Source organism: Taklimakanibacter lacteus, assembly GCA_003576695.1.
GTDB classification, from domain to species: domain Bacteria; phylum Pseudomonadota; class Alphaproteobacteria; order Rhizobiales; family Aestuariivirgaceae; genus Taklimakanibacter; species Taklimakanibacter lacteus.
In genome coordinates this window covers 16786-34727 of record QOZQ01000003.1, presented here as the reverse complement: position 1 = coordinate 34727, position 17942 = coordinate 16786, and the positions used below count along the sequence as shown (strand labels likewise).

Annotated in this window: 20 protein-coding genes; 12 read left to right on the top strand and 8 right to left on the bottom strand. The window is 63.7% G+C overall.

The genetic code is table 11. The annotated features are described in order from the left end of the window. Positions 1–89: 89 nt before the first annotated feature. The 3 genes from DT068_RS05800 to DT068_RS05790 are packed head-to-tail and all read left to right on the top strand — an operon-like array spanning position 90 to position 3146. Positions 90–407 carry an ArsR/SmtB family transcription factor gene (locus DT068_RS05800; protein ID WP_119388863.1) on the top strand — a complete coding sequence of 106 codons (318 nt, stop codon included), beginning with the start codon at positions 90–92 and terminating at the stop codon, positions 405–407. Between the two features lie 49 nt (positions 408–456). After that, positions 457–1872: an NAD(P)/FAD-dependent oxidoreductase gene (locus tag DT068_RS05795; protein WP_119388862.1), complete on the top strand. Its 1416-nt coding sequence runs from the start codon at positions 457–459 to the stop codon at positions 1870–1872. A gap of 50 nt (positions 1873–1922) precedes the next feature. After that, a complete protein-coding gene (locus tag DT068_RS05790) occupies positions 1923–3146 on the top strand; it encodes an MFS transporter (protein WP_162914020.1) in 1224 nt (407 codons plus the stop codon). Here the strand turns inward: DT068_RS05790 and chrA are convergent. From chrA to DT068_RS05765, 5 genes are read right to left on the bottom strand one after another with little or no spacing between them, the layout of a single operon-like run. Further along, positions 3136–4356: a chromate efflux transporter gene (chrA, locus tag DT068_RS05785; RefSeq protein ID WP_119388860.1), complete on the bottom strand. Its 1221-nt coding sequence runs from the start codon at positions 4354–4356 to the stop codon at positions 3136–3138. The two genes, DT068_RS05790 and chrA, sit on opposite strands and share 11 nt — an antisense overlap. Then, a complete protein-coding gene (gene arsC / locus DT068_RS05780; protein ID WP_119388859.1) occupies positions 4353–4760 on the bottom strand; it encodes an arsenate reductase (glutaredoxin) in 408 nt (135 codons plus the stop codon). The genes chrA and arsC overlap by 4 nt, the downstream gene beginning before the upstream one ends. Beyond that, positions 4757–5458: an aquaporin gene (locus DT068_RS05775; protein WP_119388858.1), complete on the bottom strand. Its 702-nt coding sequence runs from the start codon at positions 5456–5458 to the stop codon at positions 4757–4759. Before DT068_RS05775 ends, arsC begins: the two co-directional genes overlap by 4 nt. A 28-nt stretch (positions 5459–5486) precedes the next feature. Beyond that, positions 5487–5981 (bottom strand): arsenate reductase ArsC, encoded by a 495-nt coding sequence (locus tag DT068_RS05770; protein ID WP_119388857.1) that lies wholly within the window; start codon positions 5979–5981, stop codon positions 5487–5489. Then, the gene (locus DT068_RS05765) at positions 5974–6330 is read right to left on the bottom strand and encodes an ArsR/SmtB family transcription factor (RefSeq protein ID WP_119388856.1); all 357 of its coding nucleotides are present in this window, start codon (positions 6328–6330) and stop codon (positions 5974–5976) included. The genes DT068_RS05770 and DT068_RS05765 overlap by 8 nt, the downstream gene beginning before the upstream one ends. A gap of 148 nt (positions 6331–6478) precedes the next feature. On the opposite strand from DT068_RS05765, the gene DT068_RS05760 reads away from it, so the two are divergent. The 5 genes from DT068_RS05760 to DT068_RS05740 all read left to right on the top strand — a co-directional run bounded on the left by DT068_RS05760 (position 6479) and on the right by DT068_RS05740 (position 13348). Continuing rightward, entirely contained in the window at positions 6479–7387 is a 909-nt protein-coding gene (locus DT068_RS05760; protein ID WP_119388855.1) for a substrate-binding domain-containing protein, read from the top strand. Between the two features lie 17 nt (positions 7388–7404). Then, positions 7405–8859: a sensor histidine kinase gene (locus DT068_RS05755; RefSeq protein WP_119388854.1), complete on the top strand. Its 1455-nt coding sequence runs from the start codon at positions 7405–7407 to the stop codon at positions 8857–8859. Next, positions 8849–10171, top strand: a complete 1323-nt coding sequence (locus tag DT068_RS05750) for a sigma-54-dependent transcriptional regulator (RefSeq protein WP_119388853.1) — start codon at positions 8849–8851, stop codon at positions 10169–10171. Before DT068_RS05755 ends, DT068_RS05750 begins: the two co-directional genes overlap by 11 nt. 180 nt (positions 10172–10351) lie before the next feature. After that, a complete protein-coding gene (locus DT068_RS05745; protein ID WP_119388852.1) occupies positions 10352–10873 on the top strand; it encodes an arsenate reductase (azurin) small subunit in 522 nt (173 codons plus the stop codon). 12 nt (positions 10874–10885) lie between these two features. Next, positions 10886–13348: an arsenate reductase (azurin) large subunit gene (locus DT068_RS05740; protein WP_119388851.1), complete on the top strand. Its 2463-nt coding sequence runs from the start codon at positions 10886–10888 to the stop codon at positions 13346–13348. A 37-nt stretch (positions 13349–13385) separates the two neighbouring features. On the opposite strand, the gene DT068_RS05735 is transcribed toward DT068_RS05740, so the two are convergent. Next, positions 13386–13811 (bottom strand): MerR family transcriptional regulator, encoded by a 426-nt coding sequence (locus tag DT068_RS05735; protein ID WP_119388850.1) that lies wholly within the window; start codon positions 13809–13811, stop codon positions 13386–13388. Between the two features lie 50 nt (positions 13812–13861). Here DT068_RS05735 and DT068_RS05730 point away from each other — a divergent pair, with 50 nt between their 5' ends. From DT068_RS05730 to DT068_RS28300, 3 genes are read left to right on the top strand one after another with little or no spacing between them, the layout of a single operon-like run. Then, the gene (locus tag DT068_RS05730; protein WP_162914019.1) at positions 13862–14233 is read left to right on the top strand and encodes a mercuric transporter MerT family protein; all 372 of its coding nucleotides are present in this window, start codon (positions 13862–13864) and stop codon (positions 14231–14233) included. Between the two features lie 6 nt (positions 14234–14239). Then, on the top strand, positions 14240–14521 hold the full coding sequence (locus DT068_RS05725) for a cation transporter (RefSeq protein WP_119388848.1): 282 nt from the start codon (positions 14240–14242) through the stop codon (positions 14519–14521). Then, entirely contained in the window at positions 14518–14799 is a 282-nt protein-coding gene (locus DT068_RS28300; protein ID WP_368904466.1) for a GDCCVxC domain-containing (seleno)protein, read from the top strand. The genes DT068_RS05725 and DT068_RS28300 overlap by 4 nt, the downstream gene beginning before the upstream one ends. Here the strand turns inward: DT068_RS28300 and DT068_RS05715 are convergent. Both DT068_RS05715 and DT068_RS05710 read right to left on the bottom strand, forming a co-directional pair. Continuing rightward, positions 14787–14978 carry a DUF1059 domain-containing protein gene (locus DT068_RS05715; protein ID WP_119389281.1) on the bottom strand — a complete coding sequence of 64 codons (192 nt, stop codon included), beginning with the start codon at positions 14976–14978 and terminating at the stop codon, positions 14787–14789. The two genes, DT068_RS28300 and DT068_RS05715, sit on opposite strands and share 13 nt — an antisense overlap. Before the next feature lie 35 nt (positions 14979–15013). Beyond that, positions 15014–15346, bottom strand: a complete 333-nt coding sequence (locus DT068_RS05710; RefSeq protein WP_119388847.1) for a DUF6614 family protein — start codon at positions 15344–15346, stop codon at positions 15014–15016. A 262-nt stretch (positions 15347–15608) separates the two neighbouring features. On the opposite strand from DT068_RS05710, the gene DT068_RS05705 reads away from it, so the two are divergent. Continuing rightward, positions 15609–17909, top strand: coding sequence for a penicillin acylase family protein (locus DT068_RS05705; protein WP_119388846.1), 2301 nt, complete (start codon positions 15609–15611; stop codon positions 17907–17909). Positions 17910–17942 lie beyond the last annotated feature (33 nt).

Here is a 17942-nt window from a genome sequence, read left to right as displayed (position 1 = left end):
TTTTCTCCCTTTAAGGTCCGCAGATTTATATTTCGATCATACTAGAAATATAGTTGACCTGCCGGCTCCTGGATGATATACGGTCTCCCATGAAACTCGTTGATGCCGCCGCCCAGCTCGAGGCTCTGGGCAATCCCACCCGCCTCACCATCTATCGCACCCTGGTGCGGGTGGGCGAAGCCGGCCTGCCCGTGGGCCAGCTCCAGTCCCGCCTCGGTGCCGCGGCCTCGACCTTGTCGCATCATCTGCAGAAGCTGATCCAGGTCGATCTCGTCACCCAGGAGCGGCAAGGCACGACGCTCATCTGCCGGGCCAATTATCCCGTGATGACGGCGCTGGTCGGCTTCCTCACCGAAGAATGCTGCGTCGAGGAAAGGGAGAAGTCCTGCCGGCCCAGTGCCGCATAAATTTTTTGACTTTTAATTCGAAGATTCTAGAAATTTGGAGATAGCGAGCATGAAAGAGAGCCTTCCCATTGTCGTCATTGGCGCCGGTCCGATCGGGCTCGCCGCCGCGGCGCATCTCACTTTGCGCGCCCAGCGTGTTCGCCTGTTCGAAGCGGCGCCCATGATCGCGCCCAATCTGCGCGACTGGGGCCATGTCCGCCTGTTCTCGGTCTGGGACCAATGCGTCGATGAGGCTGCCGCGGCGCTTCTGAAAAAGAACGGATGGGCGAGCCCACCGGCCGGCGATCTGCCGACCGGCCAGGATCTCGTCGAGCGCTATCTCGAGCCCCTGGCCGCGACGCCCGAACTCGCACCCGTCATCGAGACCGGCGCCGAGGTGGTGAGGATTGCACGGCTCGGCCTCGACCGCATGAAAACGAACGGCCGCGCGGCGGCTCCCTTCATCGTCACCATCCGCGACCGCGACGGCGACACGCGCGAGGTGCTGGCGCGCGCCGTCATCGACACGTCGGGAACCTGGCAGAATCCCAATCCGCTGGGCGCCAATGGCTTGCCGGCCGACGGCGAGGAGGCGTTCTCGGACCGCATCGCCTATGGCATCCCCGATATTTCCGGCGCGCAGCGCGACAGCTACAGCGGCATGCGCATACTGGTCATGGGCGGCGGGCATTCCGCCGCCAACGCCCTGCTCGATCTTGCTCTCGTCGCCGAGCAAGAACCGGACACCGCCCTCACCTGGGCGATCCGCGGCAATTCGCTCGCCAAGGTATTCGGCGGCGGCACGGCCGACCAGTTGCCGGCGCGCGGCCGTCTCGGCGAAAGACTGCGCGGCCTTGTCGATCAGGGACGCCTTTCCGTCGAAATGTCTTTCGCCGCGCAGCGGCTCAGGATGAACGGCAATGGCGTGCTGGTGGAAGGAACGACACCTCAGGGCCCGCGCACCATCGGTCCCTTCGACCGCATCATCGCCGCAACCGGCCAGCGCCCGGACTTCGCTTTCGCGCGCGAATTGCAGCTCGATCTCCATCCTATCGTCGAGAGCACGCGCGCCCTCGGTCCGCTCATCGATCCCAATGAGCATTCCTGCGGAACGGTTCCCCCGCATGGCTGGCGCGAGCTTGCCCATGCCGAGCCCGACTATTTTGTCGCCGGTATCAAGAGCTATGGCCGCGCGCCGACTTTCCTGCTGCTGACCGGCTATGAGCAGGTCCGATCGATCGCGGCGCATCTGGCCGGCGATCATGCCGCCGCCAATGATGTCCGGCTGGTTCTGCCGGAAACGGGCGTGTGCAACGCCACGCTCGATCAGGTGGCGCCGGGCGGCGGGGCCTGCTGCGCGGGGGCGGAAGCCGATGCGCAAGACCCCTGCTGCGAGCGGCCGGCGGCACAGAAGGCGACGACCTGCTGCGGCCCGGCCAAGCCTGCCTCGCGGAAACCCGTCCTTGAAAAAGCGGGCTGCTGCTGAAACAGCATCTCGAATGGCGGAAAGCTCGATCACAGCAGCAGGCGAATGGGGTGTCCCGCGGCAGCCGCTCCATCGCCATCCCGATCATCGGCCTCGGCGTTACGCAGATCGTGGGCTATGGCACGCTCTATTACGCCTTTGCCGTGCTCGAGCCCTATATCTCGCGCGAATTCGGCTGGCCGTCATCATGGTCCTTCGGATGCCTGTCGCTTGCTTTGCTGATCGGCGGCCTCGCCGGACCTCTCGCCGGGCGGCTTATCGACGAGCGCGGCGCCCGGCTCATCATGTCCTGGGGATCCATCGCCTCTTCCATCGCGCTTGTCGCGCTGGCGGCATCGCAAAACCTGGTCACCTTCGCGCTGGCCCTCATCATCGTCGAAGTGACGTCGGTCCTCGTTCTCTATGACGCCGCTTTCGCGGCGATCTCGCAGATTACCGGCCGCCAGGCGGCGCGGCGCGCCATCACGCAGATGACCCTGCTCGGCGGCTTCGCCTCGACCGTCTTCTGGCCGATCACGCATTTGCTGGTCGAGACCATGGACTGGCGCTCGGTCTATCTCGTCTTCGCCGTCGTCAACCTCGTCCTCTGCCTTCCCCTTCACCTCTGGGTGCTCCGGCGAACGGCGTCACCGACGGCAAACGGCCTGACACTGTCCGGCGAAGACGGCGATGAATTGCCGACGCTGCCGCCCGGGCAAAGGGTACGGGCGATGCTGTGGCTCATCGCCTATTTCTGCCTCACCGGCTTCGTCTATTCCTCCTTCAACATCCAATGGGTGTCCGCCCTGCAGAATGCCGGCTTCACGCCGGCGGTGGCGGTCGGTGTCGGCGTGCTGATGGGCCCCTCGCAGGTCGCCATCCGCTTCCTCGACATGCTGTTCGGCAAGACGCTGCATCCGCTTGCGACCGGCGCGATCTCCTCCCTGTTCCTGATCGTTGCGCTGGCCGCGCTGATGCTGGCGGGCGCCGGCGTCGCTGCCGCGGTCGTCTTCGCCATCCTGTTCGGCCTCAGCCAGGGCCTCTCCTCGATCGTCAGGGGCACCATCCCGCTCGCGCTCTTCGGCCGCAGCGGCTATGGCGCGAGGCTCGGCCGGATCTCGGCCATCAGCGTCGCGGTCAAATCCTGCGCGCCCTTCGTCTTCGCGCTGTTCATGGGAAGCGCCGGGCCGACAGTCGCTTTCGCGGTTTCGGCGGGCCTCGCCATCCTCTCTTTGGTCGTGCTGCGTCTCATCCCGCGCCCTCGGACCGGCATGGCACCGACTTTCAGCCGATGAGCGCCAGCGCGACGCCTCCGGCGGCCGCAAAGGCCACGACCAGCCACGGCGGCGCCTTCCAGGCCACAAGCAGGAGGAAAGCCGTCAATGCCAGCGCAAAGTCACGAGGACCGCGCACCGCGCTCGTCCACACCGGGTCATAAAGTGCGGCGCCGAGAATGCCCACGACGGCCGCGTTGGCGCCGCGCATTGCCGCTTGCCCCCGAGGGTGCGCGCGGAACGTATCCCAGAAGGGCAGCGCGCCGACGACGAGCAGAAACCCGGGCAGGAACACGGCGGCAAGGGCGATGGATGCTCCCGGCACGCCGTTCGGCGCGGGCTGCATCACCGCGCCCAGATAGGCCGCGAAAGTGAACAGCGGACCCGGCACGGCCTGTGCCGCGCCATAGCCGGCGAGGAAGGCGTCATTCGTGACCCAGCCGGGATCCACGACCTCCGTCTGCAGCAAGGGCAGGACGACATGCCCGCCGCCAAAGACGAGCGAGCCGGCCCGATAGAAAGCGTCGAACAGTTTCAGGCCCTGCGCATCGAGCGCTGTGGCGAGGATCGGGAGGCCGGCAAGCAGCACGCCATAGGCAAGGAGGCAGATGGCGGCCGTCCCACGGCTGACAGGAAAGGCCAGATGCCCCACGGTCGTGAACGGTGTCCCGCGGCACACCCACAGGCCGGCCAGCCCGCCGAGGACGATCGCCCCTATCTGCCCGGCCGAGCCTCCGACGAAGACGACGGCGAGGACGGCAGCGACCGCGATGCCCGCCCGCTCGCGGTCCGGCGCAAGCGTCCGGGCCATGCCCCAGACGGCCTGGGCCACGACGGCGACGGCGACCACCTTGAGCCCATGGATCACGCCGGACCCGACAGGCCCCTGAAACAGCGCTGCGCCATAGGCGAAGGCGAGAAGGACCAGTGCCGAGGGCAGCGTGAAGGCGGCCCAGGCGGCGAGCGCCCCGAGCGGCCCGCCGCGCAACAGGCCCAGCGCAAAGCCGACCTGGCTCGAGGCCGGTCCCGGCAGGAATTGGCAGAGCGCGACAAGATCGGCATAGCCCGCCTCGTCGATCCAACGCCGGCGCACGACCACCTCGTCGCGGAAATAGCCGAGATGCGCGATCGGCCCGCCAAATGAAGTCAGTCCAAGCTTGAGGAACGTGACAAAGACCTCGGCGGCAGACCCGGCAGGCCCCCGGCGAATGGCGGCCTCGCTCTCGGTCATCGGCGTGGCGTCACGATCTCGCCGTCTTCCTTGACGAAGCGGCCGATATCGGGATTGGGCAGGAGATCGAGCACGGCCTCCGACGGGCGGCAGAGCCTCACGCCCTTGCCGGTGACGACGATCGGCCGGTTGATCAGGATCGGGTGCTGCATCATGAAATCGATCAGCTCGTCATCGCTCCACTTCGGATCATCGAGTCCCAGCTCGTCATAGGGCGTTCCCTTCCGGCGCAGAAGGTCGCGCACGGGAATATTCATCGCCTGGATGAGCTCGATGAGCTTCTCGCGGCGCGGGGGATCTTTCAGATATTCGATGACGACCGGCTCCTCGCCGCTCTGCCGGATCATCGCCAATGTGTTGCGCGAGGTGCCGCAGGCGGGGTTGTGATAGATGGTGACGGTCATGCGCGAACCTTGCCGCTCCTGCGGGCTTCCGCTTCGGGTTGCTTGCGCAGCAGCCATGTCATCAGCAGACAGCCGACGATGGCGCCGAGAATCTCGGCCACGATGAAGCCCGGCAGGTCGATGGGACGGATGCCTGAGAAGGTGTTGGTGAGCGAGCGCGCGATCGCCACCGCCGGATTGGCGAAGGAGGTCGAGGCGGTGAACCAGTAGGCCGCCGTGATGTAGAGGCCGACGAGCCAAGGCACCGAAGAGCTGGAGAAACGGATACCGGCGAGGATCGTGGCGACGAGACCGAAAGCGGCGACGGCTTCGGCGAACCATTGCGCCGCTCCGGTGCGCGCCGTGAGCGATGCTTCGATGAGCGGAAGGCCGAACATCAGATGCGCGGCAACGGTGCCGGCAACGCCGCCCACGATCTGGGCGATGATGTAGAGCAGTGCCGCATTCCAGTCGATGTCGCGCTTCATGGCGAAGACGAGCGAGACGGCCGGATTGAAATGGGCGCCCGAGATCGGTCCCAGGATGGTGATCAGCACGACCAGGATCGCGCCGGTGGGCAGCGTGTTGCCCAGGAGAGCGAGTGCGGTGTCGTCGGTCAGCCTGTCGGCCATGATGCCGGAGCCGACGACGGTCGCGACCAGAAGGCCGGTGCCCAGCGCTTCGGCCGTCAGGCGGCGAGGGAGGTCAAATCCATTCATTTGATGATTTCCGAATGAAAGCCAGATCTCAGCTTCTGCCGATATCTACCAGATGCTTCTGCAGGCTCAACCGGTCGAGAGACGACATCGGCAGATTGACGAAGGCACTGATGCGATTGCGCAGCATGCGGTATGTCTCGGCAAAGGCCAGCCGCTTCTCCGCTTCAGTGCCCTCGACTGCCGCCGGATCCGGCATGCCCCAATGTGCCGTCATCGGCTGGCCCGGCCAGATCGGGCAGACTTCATTGGCGGCTTCGTCGCACAAGGTGAAGACAAAGTCGAGCTTGGGCGCCCCCTCTTCCGCGAACTCATCCCAATCCTTCGAACGCAAATCCTTTATCGGGTGATTGAGCTTCCGGATGAGATCGAGCGTATAGGGGTGGACCCAGCCCTTGGGTGTGCTTCCGGCGCTGTAGCCCTTGAACTTGCCGATGCCTTCCCGGTTGAGGATCACCTCGCCCATGATCGAGCGGGCCGAATTGCCGGTGCAAAGAAACAGCACGTTGAATATGCGGTCAGGCATGAAGCTTCTCCCGTGGTGGGCAGCATGGGCTGAGAACCGTGCTGAGGGGCGTGCAGATCTCGGGGCGCCCGCCACAGCAGTCCCTGACGAGATACATCAGGGTCTGGCTGAGCGTCGCCAGGCTTACCCGGTAGATGATGCTGCGGCTTCGCCGCTCGCCCCAGACAAGCTCCGCCCTGGTCAGGATGGCGAGATGATTGGACAAGGTGTTGTGGGGGATGCCCAGGGTCTGGGCGATTTCTCCCGCCGCGAGCCCCTGCGGTTCCGCCGCCACGAGCATGCGGAATACCTCGAGCCGCGTCGCCTGTGCCAGGCAACTCAACGTATCGACAACCCCTGTCTTGTCCATATGTCCGGATATGCCGACACAGTGTTACAGCTCTGTGACAATTGGCCTGAACGCCATTGTGCAGCGCAAGATAGGGAGTCCGACAGCAGGCTGGCGGCAGGACGCCAGTGGAGTTGGAACCAGGCCCTTCCCGGCCTATCATTCCGCCATGCACGCACCGTCCAGCCCAATTGCCAGACGAAGGGCACTCGTCCCGGCACTTTCGCGCCGCAGCGTGGTCGCCGGTGCTGCCGCAACTCTCGCGAGCCCCTTGGTGGCGAAGGCTGAAGCGAGCGAGAAGACCATCAGCTTTGGCTTGACGCCGGTCTTCCTCACCAACGATCTCGAGCTCCTCACCAAGCTCAAATCCTATCTGGAGCGCGCTACCGGCCGCACGGTCCAGCTCGTGCAGAGGCGCACCTATGAAGAGATCACCGCGCTGCTCGTCTCGGGTCAATTGCAGGCAGCGTGGATATGCGGCTACCCGTTCGTGCAATACCGCGACCGGCTGTCGCTCGTCGCGGTGCCCGTGTGGAACGGAAAGCCGCTCTATCGATCCTATCTGATCATTCCGCGGGATCGAGAGATGACGGGCGTCGAGGAGTTGAAGGGCGACCTGCACGCTTTCTCGGATCCGAACAGCAATTCGGGCTATCTGGTGACCGCGGCACTCCTGGCACGGCAGAAATTGCGGCCGGAGCAATTCTTCCGGCAGACCTTCTTCACTTATGGACACCGCAATGTGGTGCGGGCGGTTGCCTCGGGTCTCGCGCAAAGCGGCAGCGTGGATGGCTATGTCTGGGAAGTGATGTCGGAGATCGAGCCCGAGCTCACCGGCAGGACCAAAGTCCTCAGGAAGTCGGAGTTGCTTGGCTTCCCGCCCATCGCCTGCGCCAACACCGAATGGGAGCGGGACTCCGTCCCGCTCCTCAAGCGGGCCCTGCTGGATATGAGGCATGATCCGGAAGGCCTTCAGATCCTGGACCTTCTCCGGCTCGACGGCTTCAGCAGCGAGGATGCCCGCCTGTTCGACACCATCGCCGAGGAAATGACTCTCGTGATGAGCCTTCCGGCATGACTGGGATGACTGGGCGCATGTTCACAGCCGCCACGAAACCACTCTCCTGGCCGATAACCGTCAAGGTCCCGATGCTCGTCGTGCTCCTCATGGTCATCGTCAGCGCCGTGATCACCAATCGCGTGCTGGCGCGCCTGGCCGATACCCAGGAGCGGCATCTCGAACAACTCGCCGCGGCCTATCTCGATGGCCTCTCGACCTCTCTCACGCCTTCCGTCTTGCGCGAGGATATCTGGGAGGTCTTCGATACGCTTGACCGGTCGCGCGAACGCTATCGTGGCCTCAATGTGGATTGGGCCGTGGTGACAGACGGCAACAATCGTGTTCTGGCGGCAACCGATCCTACCCGCTTTCCATCCGACAGGACGCTGGCGCCCGGGATCGTCGCGCAATTCCCCGGCGCCGGTGTCGAACTCGTGGAGCAGCTGACGACCGCCTATGCGGCGCGCCCCTTGACCTATCAGGATCGCGAAATCGGCCACATCTATGCGGCCGCCGACATCCGTCCCCTTCTGCAGGAAAGGTCGGAGGTTTTCGCTACCCTGGCTCTCACGAACGCGATCCTCACACTGATCCTCGCGGTCATCGGCTACTGTGCCGTTCGGCGAATGGTTCAGCCGATCCGCATCCTCACGCTTCATCTCGACCGCAGCACGCAGGGTCCGATCGAGCCCATTGCGGAAGAGGTGGTTGGCTCTCATGGCGGCGAGTTCCGCCGGCTGTTCACCCGCTACAATGGGCTGGCCAGGGCGGTGAACGAACGGGAGGAGCTGGCGGCCAAGCTTGCGGAGGAAGAAAAACTGGCAAGCCTTGGAAGGCTTGCGTCGGGCCTTGCCCATGAGATCAACAACCCGCTCGGAGGCATGTTCAATGCGCTCGATTCGCTGCGACGGCACGGCGACCGCGAGACCGTGAGGACCACCTCGGGGCGGCTCCTCGAACAGGGGCTGGCGGGCATCCGGGATCTGGTGCGCTCGACATTGGCCGTCTATCGCGACGACAGCGGCCGTCGCAGGCTGATCCCGAGCGACATAGACGACCTGAGGCTGCTCATCGAGCCCGAAATAAAGCGCAAGCGCCTGACGCTGCACTGGACCAACGATCTGTCGGGGGCATTGGAATTGCCGGCAGCGCGCATGCGCGACGCCGTCCTCAACGTGCTCCTGAATGCTTGCGAAGCCAGCCCGGAAGACACGGCGATCTCGTTGCGCGCCGTTGCGGATGCTCAGGCCGCGACATTCGAAATAGCCGACAGCGGCTCCGGACTGCCACCGCATCTCAAAGAGTATCTGGAGCAGCCCGACACCGCTGTGGCTCCATTCGGCCGCCGCTCCGGCCTCGGCCTGTGGATGGTGAAGCGCTTGTGCCAGGAACTGGGCGGAAGCATTCATGTGCCGGAGAAGGGCGATGGCGGCACGCTCATCCGGCTCGTCATACCTTTCGAAAGCCGGGAACTGAAGCATGTTGCTTGAAGGGCGCATTGTCGGCCTCGTGGAAGACGACCCCATCATGGGCGAATCGCTGGTCCAGAGCCTGACCTTGGAAGGATGCCATGTGGATTGGTGGAAGACGGGGAGCGAGGCATTGCTTGGCTTGCGCGCCAGCAGCCCCGACCTGGTGATCTGTGACATCAGGTTGCCCGATGCCAGCGGCGAAAGCGTTTACCAGCAACTCGCCGAGACATCCGCGGTTCCCCCGTTTCTGTTCGTGACCGCCTATGGAAACATCGACCAGGCCGTTTCCCTGATGCGGGCCGGCGCCGGAGACTATGTGACCAAGCCCTTCCAGATGGACGCCTTCCTTGACCGGGCGCTGTCGCTCATCCAGCGCCATCCCGTTGCGAGAAAGGACCATACGCTCGGCATCTCGCCGGCCATGGGCGAGGTCGAGGCATCGCTCGAACGGATCGCCGATCTCACGAGCCCCCTGCTCATCACCGGAGAAACGGGAAGCGGCAAGGAAGTCTGCGCGCGCTTCCTGCACAATGTGTCGGCCCGGTCGAAGGAGCCGTTCATCGCCGTGAACTGTGCTGCCATCCCCGCCGACCGCATGGAAATAGAGCTGTTCGGCAGCAAGGGCTCGGGCAGCCAGGGCTTCCACAGAGGCTTCGCCGAGCGGGCGCGCGGTGGGATCCTGTTTCTCGACGAACTCTGCGAACTTCCGGCAGGCTTGCAGGCCAAGCTCCTGCGCCTGGTCGAGGCGCGCGAGTTCCATCGCATGGGGGGCGAGCAACTCGTCCAATTCCACGGCCGGATCGTCTGCGCCACCAATGCCGACCTTGCCCAGGCAGTCGAGCAAGGCAGATTCCGAAGTGACCTTTTTTATCGGATCAACGGATTCCGCATCGAGGTGCCGCCGCTCCGCAAGCGCACCGAGGACATACCCTGGCTCATCGATCTCTTCTTCGAACGCTTCAGAGGGGATGGAAAGGCCAATCTTCGCGGCATCAGCACGCTCGTCTACGAGACGGCGCACGAACATCCCTGGCCAGGCAATGTGCGCGAGCTGCGCAACCGGATGGAACGCGCCGTCGCCATGGCGATGAGCGACTGGATCATGCCGGCCGACATGTTTCCCGATCTCGAATCCGGCCTGCACCCGATGCTGGCCGCCTTCTCGACGCTCGCCGAAGCCCGCGAATCCGCCGAGCGACGGCAGATCGAGCGTGCCTTGAAGCAGACCGATGGCCAGATCATCGAGGCCGCGAAACTTCTCGACATCTCGCGCACGACGCTGTGGGAGAAGATGCGGCGGCTCTATATCTCCGGCTACAGCGATCCCTGATACCTGTTCGGGAATCCTGACCTTCGGCAATGCGTCATGTTCGGATTTCCGAACATGACTTTCGGCAAAAGCTTGATTTTAGTGCTCATCGCTCATTTTGCATCGCAATAAGACCGGCTGGCCGGCCGCGAATAGTATCTCCCCGACCGCGCATGAAGCGCGCAATGGGAGATCGTCATCATGAAGCGGTGTGACAAGCTTGCTGAAGTCGGACGCCGTCGGTTCCTGTCGGGAGCATTTGCTGCCGCTGCTTCCGTGCCGGCCGCGACATTGCTCACGGAAAGGGCCAGGGCTGCGACGGGCGGCGCGCGCGTCGACTATCCTTCCAACCGACTTGCCAATGTTTCCGAGCTGAAGCCCAACGAAACCCTTGAGGTCGCCTATCCCGATGATGATGCACCCGGCGTTCTCCTCAAGCTCGGGAAACGCGTGCCGGGCGGCGCTGGGCCGGACGGCGACATTGTGGGCTTTTCCACCATCTGCCCGCATAAGGGTTTTCCGCTCAGCTACAACAGCGCGGACAAGACCCTGAACTGCCCCGGTCACTATTCACGGTTCGACTGCGAGGCGGGCGGACAGCAAGTGTGGGGCCAGGCCACCCAGAACCTGCCGCAATACACCCTGCGCGTCGACGACAAGGGCGACATCTATGCCGAGGGCGTCGATGAACTGCTCTATGGCCGTCTGAGCAACGTTCTCTGAGGGAGGCTGATCATGGCTTACAAGCGCAATATCGACCGTCTGCCGATCATCCCCGCGGATGCCAGGAAGCACAATGTCACCTGCCACTATTGCATCGTCGGCTGCGGCTATCATGCCTATACATGGCCGGTGAACAAGCAGGGCGGCACCGAGCCGTCCAGGAACATCTTCGGCGAGGATCTGTCCAAGCAGCAGCCGGCGGAAACCGTCGCCTGGTATGCGCCTTCGATGTACAACATCGTGCAGCAGGACGGGCGGGATGTTCATATCGTCATCAAGCCGGACAAGGAATGCGAGGTGAATTCTGGCCTCGGCTCCATTCGCGGCGCCCGCATGGCCGAGATGAGCTATTCGACGGCGCGCAACACACAGCAGCAGAGGCTGACAAGCCCGATGGTGTGGCGCTACGGCCAGTGGCAGCCCACCTCATGGGATGACGCGCTGGATCTCGTCGCCCGCGTGACCGCACAGGTCATCAAGGAACAGGGCGAGGACGGCTTGTTCGTTTCCGCCTTCGATCACGGCGGCGCGGGCGGCGGCTACGAGAACACATGGGGCACCGGCAAGCTCTATTTCGGCGCCATGAAGATCAGGAACATCCGCATCCACAACCGGCCTGCCTATAATTCCGAGGTCCATGCCACACGCGACATGGGCGTGGGCGAGCTGAACAATTGCTATGAAGATGCAGAGCTTGCCGACACGATCGTGGCGGTCGGCACCAACGCACTCGAAACCCAGACCAATTACTTCCTCAATCACTGGGTGCCCAATCTGCGCGGCACGTCGCTCGACAAGAAAAAATCCCAGCTTCCGGACGAGCCGCACGCGGCCGGGCGGATCGTGATTGTCGATCCACGCCGCACCGTGACGGTCAATGCCTGCGAGGCGGAAGCCGGCAAGGACAAGGTGATGCATCTTGCGATCAATTCCGGCACCGATCTCGCTCTGTTCAATGCGTGGTTCACCTACATCGACGAGCAGGGCTGGACCGACAAGGACTTCATCGCCAAGTCGGGCGCCGACTATGACGCGGCGATCGCGGCCAACAAGACCAGCCTCGAGGATGCCGCCAGGATCACCGGCCTGACCGTCGACCAGATCAGGCAGTCGGCCGCCTGGATTGCCGAGCCGAAGGATGGCAAGCGCCGGCGCACGATGTTCTCCTATGAGAAGGGCCTCATCTGGGGGAACGACAACTATCGCACCAATGGCGCCCTGGTGAATGTGGCCCTCGCCACCGGCAATATCGGCCGCGAAGGCGGTGGCTGCGTACGCATGGGCGGGCATCAGGAAGGCTATGTGCGGCCGGGCGATTCTCACGTCGGCCGTCCTGCCGCCTATGTCGATCGGCTGCTGATCGAGGGCAAGGGCGGCGTCCATCACATTTGGGCCTGCGATCACTACAAGACCACGCTCAATGCGCTGCGCTTCAAGCAGACCTACAAGAAGCGCACCGACATGGTGAAGGATGCGATGTCGTCGGTGCCCTATGGCGACCGCGCCGCGATGGTCAATGCGATCATGGACGCGATCCGCAAAGGTGGCCTGTTCGCGGTCGATGTCGATATCGTACCGACGCAAATCGGCCAGGCCTGCCATGTCTGGCTGCCGGCGGCGACGTCAGGCGAGATGAACCTCACCTCGATGAATGGCGAGCGGCGCATGCGGCTGACCGAGCGCTATATGGACCCGCCGGGACAATCGATGCCCGACTGCCTGATCGCGGCGCGCATCGCCAATCACCTGGAGCGCGTCTTCACGGAAATGGGCGATGCAACCTATGCCGCCAACTTCAAGGGCTTCGATTGGAAGACCGATGAAGACGCGTTCATGGACGGCTACAACAAGAATGCCGGCGGCGGCGAGCATGTCACGTATGAGCGCCTGCGGGCGATGGGAACGAATGGTTTCCAGGAGCCCGCTGTCGCCTTCAAGGACGGCAAGATCGTCGGCACCAAGCGGCTCTATACGGACGGGAAGTTCGGAGCCAAGGACGGCAAGGCGCATTTCATGGCCACCGCCTGGCGCGGCCTCCAGGCGCCCGGCAAGGACGAGCAGAAGGCGAAGTTCAAATATCTGATCAATAACGGACGCACCAACCATGTCTGGCAGAACGCCTATCTCGATCAGCAGAATGACTTCGTCATGGATCGCTGGCCCTATCCGTTCATCGACATGAACCCGGATGACATGAAGGAGCTCGGCGTCAGGGAAGGCGATCTCGTCGAGGTCTTCAATGATGACGGATCGACACAGGCCATGGTCTATCCGACGCCATCCGCCAGGAAGGGCGAGACCTTCATGCTCTTCGCCTATCCGTCAGGCGTCATGGGCAATGTCATCAATGACGGCGTGAATGAGTTCATAATCCCGAACTACAAGCAGACCTGGGCGGATATCCGCAAGATCGCCGATGCCCCCGAAGGGGTGAAGGCGCTCACCTTCAAGTCCCAGGAATTCTCAGTGGGGTGAATGACCGGACGAGGCTTCTGCCCATCGCGGAAGCCTCCTATTCGTGGGCGATGGCTTCTATGACGGGGCATGTCGGCACCCTGCCGCCGGTGCACGCCGTGACCGTCGAGGCCAGCAGCTGCTCAAGCCGCCTGAGATCGCCGATCTTCTCGCGGATCACGGCGAGGTGATTTTCCGCAAGGGCCTTCACTTCGCCGCATGATGTCAGCTCGCCGCTGGAGAGCGACAGGAGCGTGCGGACTTCCCCTTGCGAGAAGCCCATTTCCCGTGCCCGGCGAATGAAGTTCAGGCGGGCGAGATCGGCGGATGAAAAGAGCCGATGTCCGCCGATGGTCCGTTCGGGCTCGGTCATGAGCCCGATACGCTCGAAATACCTGATCGTCTCGACACGAACGCCGGAGAGTGCGGCAAGCTCGCCGATCGTGTGAGCCTCGCCTCGCGATCTTGTGATGTTCCGACTCATGGCAGCCCCTTGAATCAGTAGTCGCTACAGGACGCATGATATCATTCGAGATGAGCAGGACGGAAACCAAAATCAGCGGGATCCGCGAGAAAACCACGCAAGGAGTCGCCGCTGCCGGCCTCGCCGCCGGCCTTCTGGCCTCCTCATGCTGCCTGGTGCCGCTCCTTCTCGTATCGGCGGGGATCGGCGGTGCATGGATGTCACGGCTGACGGCGCTCTCTCCCTATCAGCCGCTCTTCCTCGGCGTGGCGGCCGCCACCCTGGGCTGGGGCTTCTGGCGTTCCTACCGCCGGGACTGCGCCTCCGGGGAATTATGCGCCAACCCCGGAAGGGTGCGCATCGCGCGGCTCTTCCTGTGGCTCGGTGCCACCGCCGCCCTCGCCGCCTCGAGCATCGACATCCTCGGTCTTCTGATTTTATAGGCATCCATGCAACTCATCCGGATCATCCTGCTGCTTGCCCTCTTCGCCGAGCCGGTCGTCGCCGTGGAGAGAAGCGCCAGGTTTTCCATCGCCAATATGACCTGCGTCCTGTGTCCGATCACGGTCAAATCGGCGATTTCCCCGGTACCGGGCGTGATCGCGGTCGAGGTCGATGCCGATCTCAGGCAGGCCACCGTGCGCTATGACGATGCGCAGGCAACCGCCGCTGACATCGCCGCCGCCTCGACGAATGCGGGCTATCCCGCCACCGAGATCCAATCGCCATGACGATCTTGCACTCGACGATCACCTGTCCGTTGTGTGGGCATCGGAAGACGGAGACCATGCCGACGGATGCCTGCCGGTTTTTCTATGACTGTGACGGCTGCCATGCCGTTCTCAAGCCGAAGGCCGGCGAATGCTGCGTGTTCTGCTCCTATGGGGACATGCCCTGCCCGCCTGTCCAAATGGCAAGAGATGCGGGAGAGACGTCATCCTGCCGCGCAAGACGGGAGGCCGTGTCCGCCGAAGCTGCCTGCTCGCGAAATGGTTCCTATCGGGTGTAGCGGATAATCCCTTTCACGCCATTCCTGTCATCGGGTGACCACTTTGCCGGATCTTCCTCGTGGGCCTCGCGAGCGTGCAGCTCGATGTGCTTCCAAAGCTCAACCTCAGTCTCGGCCGCGAACGATCCGCGACATTTCTCCATGCCCGGAAAGTCTTTGCAACTGTAGGAATAAGGCATGCTCACCTCCCATGCCCCCATAGGTTCCTGCTCTGTCAGTCAATATCGCGCCAGCAGATGAATATGGGATCGGCCGCGCGCGAATAGACGGCGTGATGAATCGACTCGCTCGGATCCACATGCTGCTTGAGATACGAATATGCGGCATCCGATTGCGCCCGGTCCCGAAAGCTCATGGTGACGAAGTACTGATGGGCGCGCTCCCGGTCAGTGTCCAGCGGCGTATTGCTCTCGCGCCGTCCGACCCGGCTGACCGCTTCGGCGAGGCCCTGCGCCCGAAGGTGATCGGCGAGACCGACGACCGCTGTCCTGAACTGGTCTATTGTGTTCCCGGGCTTGAGGTTGAAGCAGACGAGCATGTGGAACATGCGACACCTCCCCACCCCGGCAGCGCGGAGCCTAGCACAAAGGTTAACGCGTGTCAGATGCCCCTGCCGGGCAGCGGTCCGAAGCCTTGACCCGTGACAGCCTCAGCAGGGTCAAATAGCCTCGACCAGCGCATGGCCTGTTTCCGCGGCCGGGAATTTCCGGCAAATACCGTTTGGAATCAGCGGACAACCTTCAACCATAGCCGGAGGGCGAATTTGCAGATTCTCCCCGTATTCTCCCTGTATCCGGAAAAGAGCGAAAATGACCACGACGTTTCATCTCAAGGGGCTGCAGCAGAAAGCCCGCATCCTCATCGATCGCTGGGGCATTCCTCATATCAGGGCCGAGACCGCGTCCGACCTCTTCCTCGCGCAGGGCTTCAACGCGGCGCGCGACCGGCTGTGGCAGATTGACCTGTGGCGCAAGCGCGGCCTCGGCCGCCTCAGCGCCGATTTCGGGCCCGGCTATCTGGCGCAGGACAAGGCGGCGCGGCTTTTCCTCTATCGCGGCGACATGGACGCCGAATGGCGCTCCTATGCCGAGGACGCGAAAGCGATCTGCACATCCTTCACCGCCGGCATCAACGCCTTCATCGATGCCATCGACAGGAAGGAAGCGCAGCTGCCGCCCGAATTCACCGAGATGGGCACCAGGCCTGAGCGCTGGACGCCTGAAGATGTCGTGCGCATCCGCAGCCATGGGCTCACCGCCAATGCCCAGTCCGAGATCGCGCGCGCCGTCCTGCTTGCCGCCGGCGAAGACGATGCCGACCGGCTGCGCCAGCATCGCGAGCCCGATCTGCCGATCGGCAATCCCGGCAGGATCGATCTCGGCTCCATCCCCGAACAGATCATCGACCTCCTGAAACTGGCCAGCGCGCCCGTCTCCTTTTCAAAGGAGCGGCTCGCCGCATCGCTGGACGATGCCTGGCGCTGGTCGACCTTCGATGATTCCGGCATCACGCGGAATGAAGCGCCGCAGGGCTCCAACAGCTGGGTCGTGCATGGCACGCGCACGAAGAGCGGACGGCCGATCCTCGCCAGCGACCCGCACCGTTCCCTCGCTTTGCCGTCGCTGCGCTACCTCGCCCATCTGTCGGCGCCCGGCATCGATGTGATCGGGGCAGGCGAGCCCTGCCTTCCCGGCATTTCCATCGGCCACAATGACAGGATCGCCTTCGGCCTCACCATCTTCGATGCCGACCAGGAAGACGTCTATGTCTATGAGACCGATCCGCTCAACCCTGCCGCCTATCGCTATGGCGATGGCTGGGAGGCGATGACGCGCGTCGTGGAGCGCTTCGACGTCAAGGGCGCGGTGGCGCAGGAGCACACGCTGCTCTTCACCCGGCATGGGCCGGTTGTCTTTGCCGATCCTGTGAAGAAGATCGCGATCGCGGTGCGCTCGGTATGGGCAGAGCCGGGATCGGCCCCCTATCTCGCCAGCCTCACCACCATGCGGGCACGCAATTTCACCGAGTTCGACGAAGGCCTGGCGCGCTGGAAGACCCCGTCGGTCAACAAGACCTTTGCCGATGTCGACGGACATATCGCCTGGACGCCCGCCGGCTATGTGCCGCGCCGCAGCGGCTGGAACGGCATGCTGCCCGTCCCGGGCGCCGGCCGGTTCGAATGGGACGGCCAGCTCGACCGCGCCGAGCTGCCCAGGATCGTCGATCCGGACCAGGGCTTCGTTGCGACCGCCAATGAATTCAATCTGCCCGCGGACTGGGATCACGCGGCGAAGCCTGTCGGCTTCGAATGGACGGAAAGTGCCAGGGCGGTGCGGATCAAGGATGTGCTGGAAAAGATACCGGCGCATGAGCTGAAAGATTCGCAAGCCCTCCAGACCGATATCTTCTCGGTTCCCGGAGACCGATTGCATCGCCTGCTGATGGAGTTCCATCCCGAGCACCTCGATGCGAAGGAGGCGCGCAGCATGCTCCTCGTCTGGGACAAGAAGATGAGCCCCGACAGTGCCGGCGCCGCCTTGTTCGGCCTGTGGTGGTCGGCGCATCTGCGGCCGGCCCTCGTCGCCGGCCTCACCTCCAGCCATGCCGGCCTCATCGCCAATGGGCATGGCGATGCGGTCCTCGTCATGCTCGAAGCCCAGCCCTCAAAATTCTTCCCCCTGTTCGAAAACACCCTCGCTGCGGCTTTGCGCGACGCGCGCGACCGGCTGGGCCGCGAGCCCGCCGCGTGGCGCTGGGGCGATATCCACCAGATGCTGTTCCAGCATGCGGTCTTCCCGACTTCCCACGGCTTCAATGTCGGTCCCTTCCCACTGGGCGGCGACGCCTCGACCCCGATGCATGCCAGCTCGCGGCTGGCGGATGGACGGGTCACCCATGGCGCCTCGGTGCGCCTGGTGCTGGATGTGGGCGACTGGGACAAGAGCCTGTGGATCAACGCGCCTGGCCAGTCGGGAGATCCGGCCTCGCCGCATTATGCCGACTTGGCGCCGGTCTGGGCCAAAGGCGACTATGTGCCGTTGCTGTTCAGCTCGGGCGCAATCGAGGCGGCCACGGAAATGGTCATCGAGCTGGTCCCCGCCCGCAGGTAAGAAATGCATATGTCCCCTGCCCTGAAGGTAGCT

What these genes read in the sequence shown, in the direction of transcription:
- DT068_RS05730 (WP_162914019.1), top strand. Translation starts at nt 13,862, where the DNA reads ATGAGCAGGACGGAAACCAAAATCAGCGGGATCCGCGAGAAAACCACG.
- DT068_RS05725 (WP_119388848.1), top strand. Translation starts at nt 14,240, where the DNA reads ATGCAACTCATCCGGATCATCCTGCTGCTTGCCCTCTTCGCCGAGCCG.
- DT068_RS28300 (WP_368904466.1), top strand. Translation starts at nt 14,518, where the DNA reads ATGACGATCTTGCACTCGACGATCACCTGTCCGTTGTGTGGGCATCGG.
- DT068_RS05750 (WP_119388853.1), top strand. Translation starts at nt 8,849, where the DNA reads ATGTTGCTTGAAGGGCGCATTGTCGGCCTCGTGGAAGACGACCCCATC.
- DT068_RS05795 (WP_119388862.1), top strand. Translation starts at nt 457, where the DNA reads ATGAAAGAGAGCCTTCCCATTGTCGTCATTGGCGCCGGTCCGATCGGG.
- DT068_RS05800 (WP_119388863.1), top strand. Translation starts at nt 90, where the DNA reads ATGAAACTCGTTGATGCCGCCGCCCAGCTCGAGGCTCTGGGCAATCCC.
- DT068_RS05705 (WP_119388846.1), top strand. Translation starts at nt 15,609, where the DNA reads ATGACCACGACGTTTCATCTCAAGGGGCTGCAGCAGAAAGCCCGCATC.
- DT068_RS05760 (WP_119388855.1), top strand. Translation starts at nt 6,479, where the DNA reads ATGCACGCACCGTCCAGCCCAATTGCCAGACGAAGGGCACTCGTCCCG.
- DT068_RS05775 (WP_119388858.1), bottom strand. Translation starts at nt 5,458, where the DNA reads ATGAATGGATTTGACCTCCCTCGCCGCCTGACGGCCGAAGCGCTGGGC.
- DT068_RS05715 (WP_119389281.1), bottom strand. Translation starts at nt 14,978, where the DNA reads ATGCCTTATTCCTACAGTTGCAAAGACTTTCCGGGCATGGAGAAATGT.
- DT068_RS05755 (WP_119388854.1), top strand. Translation starts at nt 7,405, where the DNA reads ATGTTCACAGCCGCCACGAAACCACTCTCCTGGCCGATAACCGTCAAG.
- DT068_RS05745 (WP_119388852.1), top strand. Translation starts at nt 10,352, where the DNA reads ATGAAGCGGTGTGACAAGCTTGCTGAAGTCGGACGCCGTCGGTTCCTG.
- chrA (WP_119388860.1), bottom strand. Translation starts at nt 4,356, where the DNA reads ATGACCGAGAGCGAGGCCGCCATTCGCCGGGGGCCTGCCGGGTCTGCC.
- DT068_RS05770 (WP_119388857.1), bottom strand. Translation starts at nt 5,981, where the DNA reads ATGCCTGACCGCATATTCAACGTGCTGTTTCTTTGCACCGGCAATTCG.
- DT068_RS05710 (WP_119388847.1), bottom strand. Translation starts at nt 15,346, where the DNA reads ATGTTCCACATGCTCGTCTGCTTCAACCTCAAGCCCGGGAACACAATA.
- DT068_RS05735 (WP_119388850.1), bottom strand. Translation starts at nt 13,811, where the DNA reads ATGAGTCGGAACATCACAAGATCGCGAGGCGAGGCTCACACGATCGGC.
- arsC (WP_119388859.1), bottom strand. Translation starts at nt 4,760, where the DNA reads ATGACCGTCACCATCTATCACAACCCCGCCTGCGGCACCTCGCGCAAC.
- DT068_RS05740 (WP_119388851.1), top strand. Translation starts at nt 10,886, where the DNA reads ATGGCTTACAAGCGCAATATCGACCGTCTGCCGATCATCCCCGCGGAT.
- DT068_RS05765 (WP_119388856.1), bottom strand. Translation starts at nt 6,330, where the DNA reads ATGGACAAGACAGGGGTTGTCGATACGTTGAGTTGCCTGGCACAGGCG.